The sequence below is a fragment of the Halorubrum halodurans genome (genome assembly GCF_002252985.1).
Taxonomy (GTDB): Archaea; Halobacteriota; Halobacteria; order Halobacteriales; family Haloferacaceae; genus Halorubrum; species Halorubrum halodurans.
Window position 1 is genome coordinate 12,961 of record NZ_NHPJ01000118.1, and the last position, 16,087, is coordinate 29,047.

Annotated in this window: 12 protein-coding genes; 9 read left to right on the forward strand and 3 right to left on the reverse strand. The window is 70.7% G+C overall.

Features of this window, described 5'->3' with window-relative positions:
• Positions 1-44 precede the first annotated feature (44 nt).
• The 6 genes from alaS (at position 45) to citZ (ending at position 8,430) form a co-directional block, all read left to right on the forward strand.
• On the forward strand, positions 45-2,822 hold the full coding sequence (alaS, locus tag DJ70_RS13665; protein ID WP_094533905.1) for an alanine--tRNA ligase: 2,778 nt from the start codon (positions 45-47) through the stop codon (positions 2,820-2,822).
• Between the two features lie 8 nt (positions 2,823-2,830).
• Positions 2,831-3,631, forward strand: coding sequence for an alpha/beta fold hydrolase (locus tag DJ70_RS13670; protein WP_094533907.1), 801 nt, complete (start codon positions 2,831-2,833; stop codon positions 3,629-3,631).
• Positions 3,632-3,734: 103 nt separating this feature from the next.
• Complete coding sequence (locus tag DJ70_RS13675; protein ID WP_094533909.1) at positions 3,735-4,448, forward strand: type 1 glutamine amidotransferase; 714 nt, start codon at positions 3,735-3,737, stop codon at positions 4,446-4,448.
• A 121-nt stretch (positions 4,449-4,569) separates the two neighbouring features.
• Positions 4,570-5,148, forward strand: coding sequence for a DUF2062 domain-containing protein (locus DJ70_RS13680; RefSeq protein WP_094533911.1), 579 nt, complete (start codon positions 4,570-4,572; stop codon positions 5,146-5,148).
• Between the two features lie 112 nt (positions 5,149-5,260).
• On the forward strand, positions 5,261-7,180 hold the full coding sequence (locus DJ70_RS13685) for a PINc/VapC family ATPase (protein ID WP_094533913.1): 1,920 nt from the start codon (positions 5,261-5,263) through the stop codon (positions 7,178-7,180).
• Between the two features lie 116 nt (positions 7,181-7,296).
• Positions 7,297-8,430, forward strand: coding sequence for a citrate synthase (gene citZ, locus DJ70_RS13690; RefSeq protein WP_094533915.1), 1,134 nt, complete (start codon positions 7,297-7,299; stop codon positions 8,428-8,430).
• Positions 8,431-8,491: 61 nt separating this feature from the next.
• Here citZ and DJ70_RS13695 read toward each other — a convergent pair whose 3' ends face one another.
• From DJ70_RS13695 to DJ70_RS13705, 3 genes are all read right to left on the reverse strand, one after another.
• Positions 8,492-9,730, reverse strand: a complete 1,239-nt coding sequence (locus DJ70_RS13695; protein ID WP_094533917.1) for a digeranylgeranylglycerophospholipid reductase — start codon at positions 9,728-9,730, stop codon at positions 8,492-8,494.
• A gap of 170 nt (positions 9,731-9,900) precedes the next feature.
• On the reverse strand, positions 9,901-10,764 hold the full coding sequence (locus DJ70_RS13700) for a 2-oxoacid:ferredoxin oxidoreductase subunit beta (protein ID WP_094533919.1): 864 nt from the start codon (positions 10,762-10,764) through the stop codon (positions 9,901-9,903).
• Complete coding sequence (locus DJ70_RS13705) at positions 10,761-12,524, reverse strand: 2-oxoacid:acceptor oxidoreductase subunit alpha (RefSeq protein ID WP_094533921.1); 1,764 nt, start codon at positions 12,522-12,524, stop codon at positions 10,761-10,763. The genes DJ70_RS13700 and DJ70_RS13705 overlap by 4 nt, the downstream gene beginning before the upstream one ends.
• Before the next feature lie 285 nt (positions 12,525-12,809).
• Between DJ70_RS13705 and DJ70_RS13710 the strand changes: the two genes are divergently transcribed.
• The 3 genes from DJ70_RS13710 to DJ70_RS13720 all read left to right on the forward strand — a co-directional run.
• Entirely contained in the window at positions 12,810-13,454 is a 645-nt protein-coding gene (locus tag DJ70_RS13710; protein WP_094533923.1) for an FAD-dependent oxidoreductase, read from the forward strand.
• Positions 13,455-13,570: 116 nt separating this feature from the next.
• Positions 13,571-15,118, forward strand: coding sequence for an oligosaccharide flippase family protein (locus DJ70_RS13715; protein ID WP_094533925.1), 1,548 nt, complete (start codon positions 13,571-13,573; stop codon positions 15,116-15,118).
• An 82-nt stretch (positions 15,119-15,200) separates the two neighbouring features.
• Positions 15,201-16,087, forward strand: an 887-nt coding sequence (locus DJ70_RS13720; protein ID WP_094533927.1) for an ATP-binding response regulator, incomplete at its 3' end; no start/stop codon positions are given.

The following is a 16,087-nucleotide window of genomic DNA, read 5'->3' on the forward strand; positions in this document are numbered from 1 at the left end:
GCCCCGGAACCCTTTTGGACGAACACGGGTCAGGACATGGTATAATGAGCGATCTCGAAGCGGAGTACCGCCTCGACTACTTCGAGGAGGAGGGGTTCGATCGGAAGGAGTGCCCCTCCTGTGGGGCGCACTTCTGGACGCGCGACCCCGACCGCGAACTGTGCGGCGAGCCGCCCTGTGAGGACTACAGCTTCATCGACGACCCCGGCTTTCCCGAGTCGTACACCCTCACCGAGATGCGCGAGGCGTTCCTGTCGTACTTCGAGGACCGCGGCCACGAGCGGATCGACCCGTACCCGGTCGCGGCGAACCGCTGGCGCGACGACGTCCTCCTGACGCAGGCGTCGATCTACGACTTCCAGCCGCTCGTCACGTCGGGCGAGACGCCGCCGCCGGCGAACCCGCTCACCATCTCCCAGCCCTGTATCCGGATGCAGGACATCGACAACGTCGGGAAGACGGGCCGTCACACGATGGCGTTCGAGATGATGGCCCACCACGCGTTCAACACCCGCGAGGACGCCGAGGCGGAGTACGCCTACGAGGGGGAGGTGTACTGGAAGGACGAGACCGTCGAGTACTGCGACGGCCTCTTCGAGGAGCTCGGCGCCGACCTGGAGGAGATCACCTACATCGAGGACCCCTGGGTGGGCGGCGGCAACGCCGGCCCGGCCATCGAGGTCATCTACAAGGGCGCGGAGCTGGCCACGCTCGTCTTCATGTGCATGGAGCGGGACCCCGACGGCGACTACGAAATGAAGGACGGGAACACCTACTCCTTCATGGACACGTACATCGTCGACACGGGCTACGGCCTGGAGCGGTGGACGTGGATGAGCCAGGGGACCCCGACCGTCTACGAGGCGATCTATCCCGACGCCATCGACTTCCTGAAGGAGAACGCGGGGCTCGCGTACACCGACGAGGAGGAGGCGATCGTCGCCCGCGCCGCCACGCTCTCCGGCCGGCTCGACATCGACGACGTCGACGACGTCGAGGACGCCCGCGGCGAGATCGCCGACCGGCTCGACGTCGACGTCGACCGCCTGCGCGAACTCGTCGAGCCGCTCGAGTCGATCTACGCGATCGCCGACCACTCGCGGACGCTCGCGTACATGTTCGGCGACGGGATCGTCCCCTCGAACGTCGGTACGGGCTACCTCGCGCGGATGGTGCTCCGACGGACGAAGCGGCTCGTCGACGAGGTCGGCGTCGACGCCCCGCTCGACGAGCTCGTCGACATGCAGGCGGACCGCCTCGGCTACGAGAACCGCGACACGATCCGGGAGATCGTCCGCACCGAGGAGCGCAAGTACCGGAAGACGCTCGAGCGGGGATCGCGGAAGGTCGAACAGCTCGCGGACGAGTACGCCGGCACGGACGAGCCGATCCCGACCGAGGACCTCCTGGAGCTGTACGACTCCCACGGCATCCAGCCGGACATGGTCGCCGAGATCGCGGCCGACCGGGGCGCGAGCGTCGACGTGCCCGACGACTTCTACGCGCTCGTCGCCGACCGACACGAGGAGGTCGGGGACGCGGACGAGACGGAGGACCGCGACGAGCGGTTCAGCGACCTCCCCGAGACGGAGAAGCTCTTCTACGACGACCAGAACCGGACGGAGTTCGAGGCGGTCGTCCTCGACGTGTTCGAGGCCGAGGAGGGGTACGACGTGGTGTTGGACCAGACCATGTTCTACCCGGAGGGCGGCGGCCAGCCCGCCGACCACGGTCAGCTCGTCGGCGGCGAGGCCACGGCCGACGTCACCGACGTCCAGGAGGTCGACGGCGTCGTGTTACACCGCGCCGACGCCGACCCCGGAAAGGGAGAGTTCGTCCGCGGGCAGGTCGACGGCGACCGCCGGAACCGGCTGCGCGCACACCACACCGCGACCCACCTGATCGGCCACGCGGCCCGCGAGGTCCTCGGCGACCACGTCCGGCAGGCGGGCGCACAGAAGGGGCTCGACTCCTCGCGGCTCGACGTGCGCCACTACGACCGGATCACCCGCGAGGACGTCCGCGAGATCGAGCGCGTCGCCAACGAGCTGGTCCGCGAGAACCTCCCGGTGCGACAGGAGTGGCCCCACCGCCACGAGGCGGAGGCCGAACACGGTTTCGACCTCTATCAGGGCGGGGTGCCGCCGGGCACGAACGTCCGGCTGATCCACGTCGGCGACGCGGACGTCCAGGCGTGTGCGGGCACCCACGTCGACCGCACCGGCGACGTCGGCGCGGTCAAGGTGCTGAAGACGGAGCCGGTCCAGGACGGCGTCGAGCGGATCGTCTTCGCCGCCGCCGGCGCGGCCATCGAGTCGACCCAGCGCACGGAGGACGCGCTGTACGACGCCGCCGACGCCCTCGACGTCGACCCGCTCGACGTGCCCGAGACCGCGGAGCGGTTCTTCGAGGAGTGGAAGGCCCGCGGCAAGGAGATCGAGACGCTCAAGGAGGATCTGGCGGCCGCGCGAGCGTCCGGCGGCGCGGACGCCGAGGAGGTCGTCATCGACGGCGTCACCGCCGTGGTCCAGCGGCTCGACGGCGACACGGACGAGCTGCGCGCGACCGCGAACGCCCACGTCGACGACGGCAAGGTCGCGGTGGTCGGCAGCGGCGCCGACGGCTCGGCGAGCTTCGTCGTCGGGGTCCCCGAGGAGGTCGACGTGGACGCCGGCCAGGTGGTCGCGGAGCTCGCCGGGCGCGTCGGGGGCGGCGGCGGCGGGCCGCCGGACTTCGCGCAGGGCGGCGGCCCGGACGTCGACGCCCTCGACGACGCGCTCGAGGCGGCTCCGGACGTGTTGCGGACGCTCCAGGAGGCGTAGTCCGCGTCATGCCGCGCGCGAGCAACGGCGGCGTCTCGATCCGGTACGAGGTCGACGAGGGCCGCTCGGCCGACGGCGAGGCCGTGGTGTTCTGCGGCGACGTGGGGCTCGGCGCGTGGCAGTTCGGCTGGCAACACGCCGCGCTCGCGGGCCCGTACACGGCGGTCGCGCCGGAGACGCGCGGCGTCGGACGCTCGGACGCGCCGCCGGGGCCCTACTCGGTCGACGCGCTCGCGGGCGACCTCGAGGCGGTGTGTGCCGCCGAGGGGATCCGGAACGCCCACCTCGTCGGCTACGGGCTCGGCGGGATGGTCGCGCTCGCGTACGGGCTCGGCTCCTCGCGGCCCGCGAGCCTGACGCTCGTGGGGACGCCGCCCGCCGGCGACGCCTACAACCCGGCCGGGGTGTGGGCGGACCCGTCCGACCCGGCGGCGGTCCGGGGGTCGCTCGCGGGGCTCCTCTCCGAGCGGTTCCGGCGGGAGCACGCGGACGCGCTCTCGCGGATCGTCGAGTGGCGGCTCGCCGAGGACGCGGGCCGCGAGACCTTCGAGGCGCATCGGGCGGCGGTCGAGGGGTTCGACGTCGCCGACCGGCTCCACGAGGCGACGCCGCCGACGCTCGTCGTCCACGGCGGCGAGGACGCCGTCTGTCCGCGTCCCGCCGCCGAGACGCTCGCCGAGGGGCTGCCGCGCGGCGAGCTCCACACGGTCGAGGGGGCGCGCCACCTCGTCGGCGTCGAGGCGTCCGCCGCGGTCAACGACCTCCTCGTCGGCTGGCTGGCGGAACACGCGAGCGATCCGGACGCCTGAGGCCGGTCGCCGCCGGCGTTCGCCGCGATCGATCGCGTCCCCGACACCGGACGGTTCCGTCGCCGCCACAACGGTTTTGAGCCCCTCGCTCGTCCGATGGGACATGAGCCGACTCCGATTCGCGCTGCTGAACGCCGCCCACGACGGCGAGCACACTCGCCGGAACTTCCGCCGGGAGTTCGACGCCGATCTCGTCGAGTTCGACGCGACCGACGCACACCTCCCCGAACACACCGACTTCGACGGGGTCGTCATCACCGGCTCCCGCTCGTCCGTCTACTGGGACGAGGCGTGGATCCCGAAGCTCGTCGACTACGTCGCCGAGGCGGCCGACGACGGCGTGCCGATCCTCGGCGTCTGTTACGGCCACCAGGTGCTCGCGGAGGCGCTCGGCGGCCGCGTCGCCGGCATGGACGGGTTCGAGATCGGCTACAACACGGTCCGGCACCGCGGCGACGAGCTGTTCGAGGACGTGCCGGAGTCGTTCACCGTCTTCACCACCCACGGCGACGCGGTCGTGGACCTCCCGCCGGGCGCGACGCTGCTCGCCGAGAACGACCACGGCGTCCACGCGTTCCGCGAGGGGCACTGCTGGGGCGTCCAGTTCCACCCGGAGTACGACGTCGAGACCGCGGAAGAGGTCACGGAGGGGAAACGCGACCGCCTCGGCGACGCCCGCGTCGACGACGTCCTCGCCGGGATCACGCCGGAGGCGTTCGACGCCGCCTGCGAGGCGAAGTCGATCTTCGACAACTTCGCGGCGTACGCCGAGGACCTGAAACGCGACCGGGAGGCGACCGCGGCGGCCGACGACTGAGGGGCGGAGGCGACGGCCGTGGCCGGGCCGCGCCGTCGATCCGACTCCGCCGACGCGAGGGCCGCCGCGACCCGGTCCCCGCCGGTAACTACATTCTCCGTGCCGACGTAGCGGGAGTCGGATGATACTCAGTCGGATGAACGAGTGGGCCGGGCGGGTCAGAGGCGAGATCCAGCGCTCGTTCTCCGAGGACCACACGGTGCGGGAGACGGCCGGGAGCTTCTCCGTCGGCGTGTTCATCACGATGCTGCCGACGCTCGGGACCGGCCTCCTCGCGTTCGTCGTGCTCGCGTGGGCGTCGAGCCGGATCAACAAGGCGGCGCTTCTGGCCTCCGTCGTCGTCTTCAACCCGGCGGTGAAGTGGGGCGTCTACGCCGCCAGCTTCACGCTCGGCGTGGCGATCCTCGGGCCCGTTCCGGGCGTGACGCCGGCGGAGGTGTCGCTGTCGGCCGGCCCGGAGATCGTCGCGCGGATCCTCGTCGGCAACACGATCCTCGCCGTCGTCGCGGCGGTCCCCAGCTACGTCGTCTGTTACCGGCTCGTGGCGGCGTACCGCGCCCGCGAGTTCGCCGTCGTCGAGACGGTCTCGGAGGTCGTCACGGGGGAGGACGACGAGGACGCGGACGGGACGACCGGATCGGACGAGACTGTCGACGGCGATGCGGAACTGCTCGAGGAACCGGCCGAGCCCGCGGAGTGACGGTCGCGAGCGCTCGATCCGACCCCGACGGTGCTCTGCTCTCCGGATCCCGCCGCGCGCGCGTCGCGACCGGGTCGAACACGCTTATACCGTTCCCGCCCGGAACGCCAGTATGAACGTAGTCCCGGACACCAGTGCGGTCGTCGACGGCCGCGTGTCCGAACGCGTCGAGGACGGCAGCTACGAGGGGGTGACGGTCGTCGTCCCCGAGGCCGTCGTCGGCGAGCTGGAGTCGCAGGCCAACGACGGGCTCGAGTCGGGGTGGAACGGCCTCGAGGAGCTCAAGCGACTCGCCGGCTTTCGCGACGAGGGACGGATCGACCTGCGGTACGTCGGCGACCGTCCGAGCGGCGACCAGCGCTCGCGCGCCGCCGAGGGCGACGTCGACGCGCTCATCCGCGACGTCGCGGCCGACAACGACGCCACGCTCCTCTCGAGCGACGTCGTTCAGGCGGAGGTCGGGCGCGCGAAGGGGATCGACGTCGAGTACGTCGAGCCGGTCGCCCGCGGCGTCGTCGACGAGCTCCCCATCGAGGAGTACTTCACCGACGAGACGATGTCCGTCCATCTGAAGGCGGGGACGAAGCCGAAGGCCAAACGCGGCACGCTCGGCGAGATGCGCTACGTCGTCATCGAGGAGGCGGAGACGGGCGAGGAGCGGATGGCCGAGCTGGCGAACTCGATCGTGGACCTCGCGCGACAGTCCTCGGACGGGTTCATCGAGCTGTCCGACGACGGCATGGACATCGTCCAGTACCGCAACTACCGGATCGCGGTGGCGCGCCCGCCCTTCGCGGACGGGATCGAGATCACGGCGGTCCGGCCGATCGCGAAGACGACCCTCGACGACTACGAGTTCGCCGACGAGCTGCGCGAGCGCTTCCTCGAGCGGAAACGCGGCGTGCTCATCTCGGGGTCGCCGGGCGCCGGCAAGTCGACGTTCGCGCAGGCGGTCGCGGAGTTCCTCAACGACAACGACTACGCGGTCAAGACGATGGAGAAGCCGCGGGACCTCCAGGTCGGCCCGGAGATCACCCAGTACGGCGCGCTCGGCGGGAGAATGGAGAACACGGCCGACTCCCTGCTTCTGGTCCGGCCCGACTACACGATCTACGACGAGGTCCGCAAGACGGGCGACTTCGAGGTGTTCTCGGACATGCGGATGGCCGGCGTCGGCATGGTCGGCGTCGTCCACGCCTCCCGAGCCATCGACGCGCTCCAGCGGCTCGTCGGCCGCGTCGAGCTGGGGATGATACCCCAGATCGTCGACACGGTGGTCTACGTCGAGGCCGGCGAGGTCCACACGGTCTACGACGTGACGACGGAGGTGAAGGTGCCCGCGGGACTCACCGCCGAGGACCTCGCGCGGCCGGTGATCCAGGTGGCGAACTTCGAGACCGGCCGGCCGGAGTACGAGATCTACACCTTCAACCGGCAGGTCGTCACCGTCCCGCTGAACGAGGACGGCGACGGCGGGGACGCCGAGTCCGGCGTCGGGCGGATCGCCAAACAGGAGATCGAACGCGAGATCCGCTCGGTCGCGCACGGCCACGTCGACGTGGCGCTCAAGGGCGACGACGAGGCGATCGTGTACGTCGACGAGGGCGACATCGGCACCGTGATCGGGAAGGGCGGCGGCCGCATCAGCGACATCGAGGGGCGTCTCGGGATCGAGATCGACGTGCGGACCCACGCGGAGAAGCCGGCCGGCTCCGGCGGGGACGCGGCCGGCGGCGACCCCGGCGGAAACGGACGCGGCGGCGCGAGCGGCGCGAGCGGCGGACGCGACGGGCAGGTGGGCGAGGAGCGCGGCTCCGTCGTCCAGCCGGAGATCACCTCGAGACACGTCGTCCTCGACGTCGACGGCGGCGTCGGCGAGACGGTCGAGGTCCGCGCGAACGGCGAGTACCTCTTCACCGCGACGGTCGGGCGCGGCGGCGAGGTACAGGTGTCACGCGGGTCCGCCATCGCCGAGGAGCTGGAGGACGCGATCGACCGCAAGCGGACGATCACGGTCGTCCCCGCACGCTGAGCGCCGCCGTCGCGAGGAAGCCGCACCGTCGGGCGCCGCAGCGGGGTACCACGATCGTCGTAGTCGGTCCCTCCCGAAAGATAACGCTTTTTTGGCGGTGGTCGGAAGGTGACGGCATGTCGAACGAGCTGAAACGCGGGTTGGAAGGCGTCCTCGTCGCGGAGTCGGAGCTCAGTCACGTCGATGGGGAGGTCGGCAGGCTCGTCTACCGCGGGCACGACATCGAGGAGTTGGCACGCGGCGCGAGCTACGAGGAGGTGCTCCACCTGCTGTGGCACGGCTCGCTTCCGACGCCCGCGGAGCTCGAGGAGTTCGGCGCCGAGCTCGCCGCCGAGCGGGCCGTCGACGACGAGGTGCTCGCGACCGTTCGCACCCTCGCGAACGCGGGCGACCGACCGATGGCGGCGCTGCGGACCGCGGTCTCGATGCTGTCGGCGTACGACGGCGAGAGCGGCGACGGCGACGTCCTCACCGAGGGTGCGGCGATCACGGCGAAGATCCCCACGATCCTGGCGGCCTTCGAGCGCGCCCGCCAGGGCGAGGACCCCGTCGCTCCCGACCCGGAGCTCTCCCACGCGGGGAACTTCCTGTACATGCTCACCGGGACCGAGCCCGACGACGTGAGCGAGGAGACCTTCGACATGGCGTTGACCCTCCACGCCGACCACGGGCTCAACGCCTCGACGTTCACGGCGCTCGTCATCGGCTCGACGATGGCCGACGTCTACTCCAGCGTCACCGGCGGGATCGGCGCGCTCTCCGGGTCGCTTCACGGCGGCGCGAACCAGGACGTCATGGAGATGCTCCGGGAGGTCGACGACTCCGGGAAGGACCCAGCCGAGTGGGCGGCCGAGGCGCGCGATGAGGGGCGGCGGATCCCCGGCTTCGGTCACCGCGTGTACAAGGTGAAGGACCCGCGGGCGAACATCCTCGAGGAGAAGCTGCGAGACCTCGCCGACTCCTCCGGCGACCGGAAGTGGCTCGAGTACACCACGGCCATCGAGTCGTACCTCGAGGAGGAGGGGCTCGTCGAGAAGGGGATCGCCCCGAACGTCGACTTCTACTCCGGCTCCGTCTACGACGCCATGGGGATCCCGATGGACCTCTACACGCCCATCTTCGCGATGAGCCGCGTCGGCGGCTGGGTCGCACACGTCCACGAGTACCAGGCGGACAACCGGCTCATCCGGCCGCGGGCGCGCTACACCGGGCCCGAGACCGCCGAGTTCGTGCCGCTCGAGGAGCGTTGAGTCGGCAGGCGTTCCGGGCGACGACGCTGCCGGCGACGACCGGATCGTTCGGGCCCGTCGATCACGACGAGCCGAACCGGCGGCGGAGGTACGTCGCCAGTATCGGGAGGTCGTCGAGGTGGAGCAGCTTCCGCATCGCGCGTTTGTCCCCGCGGTTGACCGCCGCGAGCGTGTCCTCGTCCGTCCGCCGGAGGTCGCGCATGAGCCGGTCGTACCGCTCGTTGGGCGCGAGATACAGGAGCTCCGTGAGCACCAGCCGCGAGTTCATCCGCGGGGCGACGTCGCGGTGCCAGAGCGTCTCGTAGATCGCGAGGCTCTCCGCGTCCCTCGGGCGATCCGCGTCGGTGAAACAGCGGTCTATCGACATCGCCGCGGCGCGCGCTGACTTCATCCCCTTGTGGATCCCCTCGCCCCACAGCGGGTCGATGGTGGGGACGGTGTCGCCGATGGCGAGGAAGCCGTCCGTGTGCATCCGGCCGGGTCGCTGGATGTGTGCCGACCCGCGGTGGACCTTCCCCTCGATGCGCTCGGCGTCGTCGAACCGGGGGTCGGACTCGATCCAGCCCTCGAGGTAGCCGTCGATGGTCTTCCCCTCCTCGCCGGCCTCGCGGTGGCGCTCGTTTTGGATGTAACAGAGCCCGACCTTCGCGCTCTCCTCGCCGGTGGCGAAGATCCACGAGTAGCCGCCGGGGGCGATGTCGTGGTCGAGCCGGAGCATCATCGCCCGCCGGAGGTCGGCGTACTCGGGGTGATCGAGGTCGAGCCCCTCGAACTCGTACTCGATGCCGATCGCCTGGTTCTCGCGCTCGAGGTCGACGACGTCGAGCGCGCTGGCGATCGGCGCGGCCGGGCCGGTGGCGTCGACGACGACGTCGGCGTACACCTCCTCGTCGCCGGCGTACCGCACGCCCTCGATGACGCCGTCGTCGTCGAGGATCGGCCGGGAGACTCGCGCGTCGAAGCGATACTCCGCGCCCTTCTCGCGGCCGTCGGCGACGAGGTAGCGCTTGAAGTCGGCGAACTCCAACACCGCGCCCGGCTGGTAGGACTCGTAGTAGTCGTTCGGCGACTCCAGCACCACGTCGTCGGTGTACGACATCACGACGTCGTCCGGGATCCCGAACGCGGACATCATCGAGGGGAACGTGCCCGCGGTCGACTTGTTGCTCTGCCGCGGGAACTCGTCTTCGGCTTCCGTCTCGAGAACGACGACGTCGTAGCCCCGAGCGGCCAGATCGCGGGCGCACTGTGCGCCCGCCGGTCCGGCGCCCGCGATCGCGACGTCGTAACGGTCGGACATACCGCGTACATGCCGACCCGTGTAATTAGGTTTGCCGAAACGGGACGGTACTCCGAGGCGAGGCCGCCGCCATCGGTCGTTTTTGACCGATCCGGAAGGACGGGATCCGGGCGGCGAGAGGCGGGACGCGTCCGACCCGCACGGACACTGGACGGCGGCCGCCGCGGCGTTCAGTAGAACTCGCGGACCAGGTCGGTCGCGCTCTCCGGCGCGCCGTCGGGGATGTCGGACATGTCCTCGTCGACGCCGTGCTGCTCGTGGTACGGCACCGACTCCTCGTCCCGGTAGATGACGCCCTGGTACTCCTTGTCGGAGTCGAGGATGACGTCCTTGGCCGCGTCGTAGTCGCTCGGGTCGTGGTCCTCCTCGGCGAGGTCGACGAGCGAGTCGCGGAAGTAGTCGTAGGTGTCGACGTCGTTGAAGGTGACGCACGGCGAGTAGACGTTCACGAAGCCGAAGCCGTCGTGTTCGACGGCCTTCTGGATGATCTCCTGGTGACGCAGGGCGTCCGAGGAGAACGACTGCGCGATGAACGTCGCGCCCGACGCCAGCGCCAGCGCGTGCGGGTTCACCGGGGGCTGTTTGGGGCCCTCGGGCGTCGTCGCCGTCTCGAAGTCCTCGCGCGAGGTCGGCGACGCCTGGCCCTTGGTGAGGCCGTAGATGCGGTTGTCCATCACGACGTAGGTCATGTCGACGTTCCGCCGCACCGCGTGGACGAAGTGGCCCGCGCCGATGGAGTAGCCGTCCCCGTCGCCGCCGGCGACCATCACTTCGATGTCGGGACGCGCCATCTTGACGCCGGTGCCGACCGGGAGCGCCCGGCCGTGGACGCCGTGGAGCGCGTAGCTGTGCATGTACGTGCCGATCTTGCCCGAACAGCCGATGCCGGCGACGACGAAGGTGTTGTCGGGGTCGTTCCCCGTCTCCGCGAGGGCCTTCATCATGCCGTTCATCGTGCCGAAGTCGCCACATCCCGGACACCACGTCGGCTGCTTGTCGGATTTGAAGTCGGTGAATCGAACGTCTGAACTCATTGGGTCGCCTCCGTCCCCGTCTCCAGGGTCGCCTTGATCTCTCGTGCGAGCTCGTCCGCCTTGAACCGCACGCCGTCGTACTTGTTGATCCGGTCGACGCGAACCAGCGCGTCCCGCTCGATCAGGTTCGCGAACTGCCCGGTCTCGTTACACTCGACCACGATGGTCTCGTCGGCGGCCTCGATCTCCTCCGTGAGGTCGGGCCGCGGGAAGACGTACGGGACCGAGAGCACGCGGATGTCGATGTCGTCCGCCTCGAGCATGTCGAGCGCCTCCGCGAGCGCGCCCTCGTTCGATCCCCACGTGATCACGAGGTTCTCGGCGTCCGCGTCGCCGAACTCGCGGGGACTCCAGTCCTCGCGGTCCTCGGCCGTCTCCACCTTCCGGTTGCGCTTGTCGACCTGCTCGACGCGCATCTCCGTGTCCTCGGTCCGTCGGCCCTGCTCGTCGTGTTCGAGCCCCGTCGACATGTGCGCGCCGTCGACGGTGCCGGGGAACGCGCGCGGGGAGACCCCGTCCTCGGTCAGCTCGTGCGGCTTGAACCCGCCGCTCTCCGAGAGGTGCTCGTCGACGGACGCGTCGTCGACGACGAAGCCGCGGTCGACCTCGACCGCGTCCATGTCGAAGGCGTCCGGCGAGAACGTCTGTTCCGTGACCGCCATCGAGAGGTCCGCCGTGAGGTAGACGGGGAGCTGGTACTTCTCGGCGAGGTTGAACGCCTCGACCGTCTTCCAGAAGCACTCGTCGACGGTGGTGGGCGCGAGCACGAACCGCGGCACCTCGCCGTGACCGCCGTACAGCATGTGGTTCAGGTCGCCCTGCTCCTGTTTCGTCGGCATCCCCGTCGAGGGGCCCGAGCGCATCACGTTACAGATGACGAGCGGCGTCTCGGAGGTGGCGACGAGCCCGAACGTCTCCGTCATCAGGTCGATCCCCGGCCCCGACGTCGCCGTCATCGCCCGTGCGCCCCCGCGGGCGGCCCCGAGCGCCATGTTGATCGCCGACAGCTCGTCCTCCGCCTGGACGACGTGGCCGCCGTACCGCTCCAGCCGGCCGGTGAGGTACGTCATCACGTCGGTGGCGGGCGTGATCGGGTAGCCGGAGTAGAACCGGCAGCCGGCGGCGATGGCGCCCATGCCGATGGCCTCGTCGCCGTTGAGGAGCACGTAGTCCTCGTCGGTCGTCTCGAGGTCGTACTCGAACTCGGCGTCGTACTCCTCGGCGACGTACGACCGCCCCGCGCGGGCGGCCTCCTTGTTGTTGTCGACGAGCTTCTGGCCCTTGTCGCCGAAGCGCTTCTCGAGGGCGGAGTCGAGGTTCTCGATGGGGAACTCCGCCACCTCGCAGGCCGCGCCGAGCGCGACGACGTTCCGCATGATCGCGCCGCCCGCCTCCTCGGCGAGGCGCTTGAGCGGCACGTCGATTCCGATCATCCCCTCGGGTATCTCGACGTTCTGCATCGTCGTGCGCTCGCCGTCGTAGATGATCACGGACCCCTCGTGGAGCTCCTCGAGGTTCTCCTCGATGGTCCGCGGGGTCAACGCGATGAGCACGTCGAGCCTGTCCACGACGCTCTGTACCTTGTCGACGGAGGTTCGCACCTTGTACGCGGTGTATCCGCCGCGGATCCGCGAAGCGAAGTCCTTCGACGTGAACACGTGTCGACCCGATCGGGACAGCGCCTGCGCGAAGATCTTACCCGTCGAGTCGATGCCGTCGCCGGCCTCTCCGCCGACGGCCCAGTTGAAGTCCGCAGCCATTCTATGTCGACGGTTCACTCGGACTCATCAAAAGGCTTCTGGATGGCGGCATCCGCCCGTTATTCAACGAACGTCCTGTTTTTCGCGAATATTGTCGCCGTATCGGCCGCCGACGGCGAGAGATCCGGTAGATATTGGTCGATCGTCAACCGGATCCGGTCCGACCGACACCGTCCGTCGCAGCCGATTTCGACACGTGTCGAACCATCCGGGTCGAACGGGTCGGGTCGCCGGGGGCGCAGGCGAGACGAGAACACGTTTGTGTCCGAGGGACCGACGGGGCGTATGGACGCGACAGTCGCGGTGACGTCGGTCGAGGAGGTCGGCTCGGACACGTACGCGATCCGGTTCGACACGCCCGAGGGCTTCGGCGCCGAGCCCGGCCAGTTCGTGAAGCTGGGAACGACGATCGGCGGCGACTCCGTCTCCAGGTTCTACACCCTCTCCTCGCCGACGACCGAGGGGACCTTCGAGGTCACCGTCGCGATCGACGTCGAGGAGGGGGGCGACTTCTCCCGGTTCCTCACCGACGTCGAGCCGGGCGTCGAGATGTCGCTCTCCGGACCCTTCGGCGACCAGTACTACGACGGCGAGGGGCGCGTCGTCGTCCTCGCCGGCGGCCCCGGCGTCGGTCCGGCGGTCGCCATCGCCCGGCGCGCGCTCGACGACGGGGGCGAGGCCGCGGTCGTCTACCGCGACGACGACCCCGCCCACGAGGTCCGCCTCGACGACCTCCGCGAGCGGGGCGCGTCGATCGCGGTGCTCGGCGGCGACGACGACCTGGCGGAACCCGTCGCGGACGCGCTGACCGGCGCGGCCGACGAGGGCGTCTTCGTCTACGGCTTCGCGGACTTCGTCGACGACGCCCTGGCGGCGATCGAGGCCGGCGGCGGCGACCCCGACGGCGCGAAGGTCGAGAACTTCGGCTGATCGGCGACGGCCGTCGGCGACGTCGGCGACGCGATCCGGCGGATCCGGCACGGCTCGCCGGATGCCGGGAGCGAACCGCTTAATCCGCGGACGACGCTTCGGTCGGACGAACCACCGTGGGTACCGAACCGCCGCCGGAGACGACCGAGGAGATACCCGACGACGAGCGCGACGCGCTGGTGACGATCGCCGGCGGGGCCGTCGTCACGAGCGGGGCCTTCTCCGCACAGCGCGGGCTCATGACCGCGACGGAGTTCGTCCTCGCCCGCGGACTGGGGCCGGCGACCTACGGCGTGTACGCGCTCGCGTGGCGGATCGCCCAGGTGCTCGCCCGGATCGTCCCCGTCGGGAGCGTGCCGGCGCTCCAGCGGTTCGTTCCGGGCGAGGAGGACCCCGCCCGCCGGTCGCGGGTGGTCGGACTCGCGTACGCGACGACGGCGGCCGCGGGGGCCGCGCTCGCGCTCGGCGTCTGGATCGCCGCGCCGCGGGTGAACGCCCTCACCGTGGCCGACCCGGCGTTCCCGCCGACGATGCGACTCTTCGGCGTCCTCGTCGGGCTGATGGGTCTCGTCACCGTCACCGGCGCGGTCTTCCGGGCGATCGGCTCCGCGCGCGGCGAGGTGCTCTTCAACAAACTGTGCCGGCCGGCGGTCCGGCTCGTCGGCGCGGCCGTCGCGCTGGCGATCGGCTACTCGGTCGTCGGCGTCGCCGGCGCGATCGTCGCGGCCACCGCGCTCCTCGTCGCCGTCGGCGTCCCCGCCTCGGTGCGCGCCACGGGCATCACGCCGACCCTCCGCGGCGCGCGCGGGGAGGCTCGCCGCTTCTACGACCACGCCGCGCCGGTCGCGATGAGCAGCCTCGGGAAGGTGTTTCAGAACCGGATCGACGTGCTGCTCGTCGGTGGGCTCCTCACCGCGGTCGCCGCCGGGGTGTACAACGTCGTCCTCGTGTTCGTCTCGATCGCGTGGATCCCGCTTTTGTCCTTCAACCAGCTGCTCCCGCCGGTGGCCTCGGAGCTGTACGCGGACGACCGGATGGCGACGCTCAACGCCGTGTACGCCTCGGTGACGCGGCTCATCGTCAGCACGGTTCTCCCGGTGATCGCGACCCTCGCGGTGTACGGCGGACCCCTGCTTTCGCTGTTCGGAGAGACGTACCTCAGGGGCTATCTCCCGCTCGTCGTCTACCTCGGCGGGGTGTTCGTCGGCAGCGCCGTCGGCGCGACGGGGTGGCTGCTCATGATGACGGACCACCAGTACGCCCGGATGGCGCTCGACTGGCTGCTCGCCGCGCTCAACGTCGGGTTGACCTACGCGTTCGTGCTGCGGTACGGGCTCGTCGGAGCCGCGCTCGGCACGTCCGTCGCCATCGCCGTCCAGAACGGGGCGCAGGTCCTGTTGCTCCGCCGGTTCGAGGGGTTGTGGCCGTTCGACCGGACGTTCCTCGTCCCGCTCTCCGCGGGGGCGGTCATGGTCGGCGTCATGCTGACCGTTCGAGCCGCGCTCGCGGGGCTCGCGGGGGCCGTGGTCGGCGCGCCGGTCGGGATCGCCGCCTACCTGCTCGCGCTCCGCGCGATCGGCGTCGACCCCCGCGACCGGCTCGTCGTCGCCGCGCTCGCCGGACGCTACCGGACGACGGTCCGCGCGGCGATCGACGACCGATAGCCGCCGGGAGACGGCGACCGTCGCGATCGCGGGGACACATATAACACCGGATGGCCGAGATGTTCGATCGAGAGTGGAACGCATGGCGACGACCCATTCCCCGATAGCCGTCCTCCTCGTGGGCCGGGAGCGCGACGCCGCGGAGCGCGTCGCGGCCGCGCTCGAACGGACGGACGACCGGCTCGACGTCGACCCCGCGGCGGAGCCGGACGAGGCGCTCGATCGGATCGCCGGCGGACGCTACGACTGCGTCGTCGCCGCCGCCCGCCCGGACGGGACCACGCCGTCGCTTCACGACCGGGTCCGCGCACGCGAGGCGGACCTCCCGTTCGTCGTCTACGCCGACGGAAGCGAGGACGTCGGATCGGCTCGCGAGGCGCTGTCGGCCGGCGTCTCGGACTACGTTCGTCGGGACCCGCGAACCGACGACGCCGCCGTCCTGGCCCACCGCGTCGCCACCGCGGTGGAGTCGACCCGCGCGATACGCGAGGCCGAACGCCGGCGGGAGCGTCTCGAGCGGTTCGTGGAGGTGGTCTCACACGACCTCCGCAACCCGCTCTCGGTCGCGCAGGGGCGACTGGAGCTCGCCCGTACCGAACACGACGACGACGAACACCTCGAGCCGGCCGCCGACGCGGTCGACCGCAGCCTCGCGCTGATCGGCGACCTGCTGGCGCTCGCGCGCGAGGGGACGGCGGTGGCCGACGTCGACCGGATCGCGCTCGCGGACGCAGTCGAGGCGTCGTGGACGAGCGTCGAGACGGCCGACGCGAGGCTCGTCGTCGAGACCGACGGCGAGATACGCGGGGATCCCGGCCGCGTGAGACAGCTGCTCGAGAACCTCCTCGGCAACGCGGTCCGGCACGGCGGCGACGACGTCACCGTCACGGTCGGGATCGTCGAGCCGATGTACACCTCGACGCGGGCGGAAAGCCACGGCGGGGCGGGGTTCTACGTCGCCGACGACGG

Excerpts from the sequence above, each read along its gene's own strand:
- alaS (WP_094533905.1), top strand. The coding sequence starts at position 45 with ATGAGCGATCTCGAAGCGGAGTACCGCCTCGACTACTTCGAGGAGGAG.
- DJ70_RS13670 (WP_094533907.1), top strand. The coding sequence starts at position 2,831 with ATGCCGCGCGCGAGCAACGGCGGCGTCTCGATCCGGTACGAGGTCGAC.
- DJ70_RS13675 (WP_094533909.1), top strand. The coding sequence starts at position 3,735 with ATGAGCCGACTCCGATTCGCGCTGCTGAACGCCGCCCACGACGGCGAG.
- DJ70_RS13680 (WP_094533911.1), top strand. The coding sequence starts at position 4,570 with ATGATACTCAGTCGGATGAACGAGTGGGCCGGGCGGGTCAGAGGCGAG.
- DJ70_RS13685 (WP_094533913.1), top strand. The coding sequence starts at position 5,261 with ATGAACGTAGTCCCGGACACCAGTGCGGTCGTCGACGGCCGCGTGTCC.
- citZ (WP_094533915.1), top strand. The coding sequence starts at position 7,297 with ATGTCGAACGAGCTGAAACGCGGGTTGGAAGGCGTCCTCGTCGCGGAG.
- DJ70_RS13695 (WP_094533917.1), bottom strand. The coding sequence starts at position 9,730 with ATGTCCGACCGTTACGACGTCGCGATCGCGGGCGCCGGACCGGCGGGC.
- DJ70_RS13700 (WP_094533919.1), bottom strand. The coding sequence starts at position 10,764 with ATGAGTTCAGACGTTCGATTCACCGACTTCAAATCCGACAAGCAGCCG.
- DJ70_RS13705 (WP_094533921.1), bottom strand. The coding sequence starts at position 12,524 with ATGGCTGCGGACTTCAACTGGGCCGTCGGCGGAGAGGCCGGCGACGGC.
- DJ70_RS13710 (WP_094533923.1), top strand. The coding sequence starts at position 12,810 with ATGGACGCGACAGTCGCGGTGACGTCGGTCGAGGAGGTCGGCTCGGAC.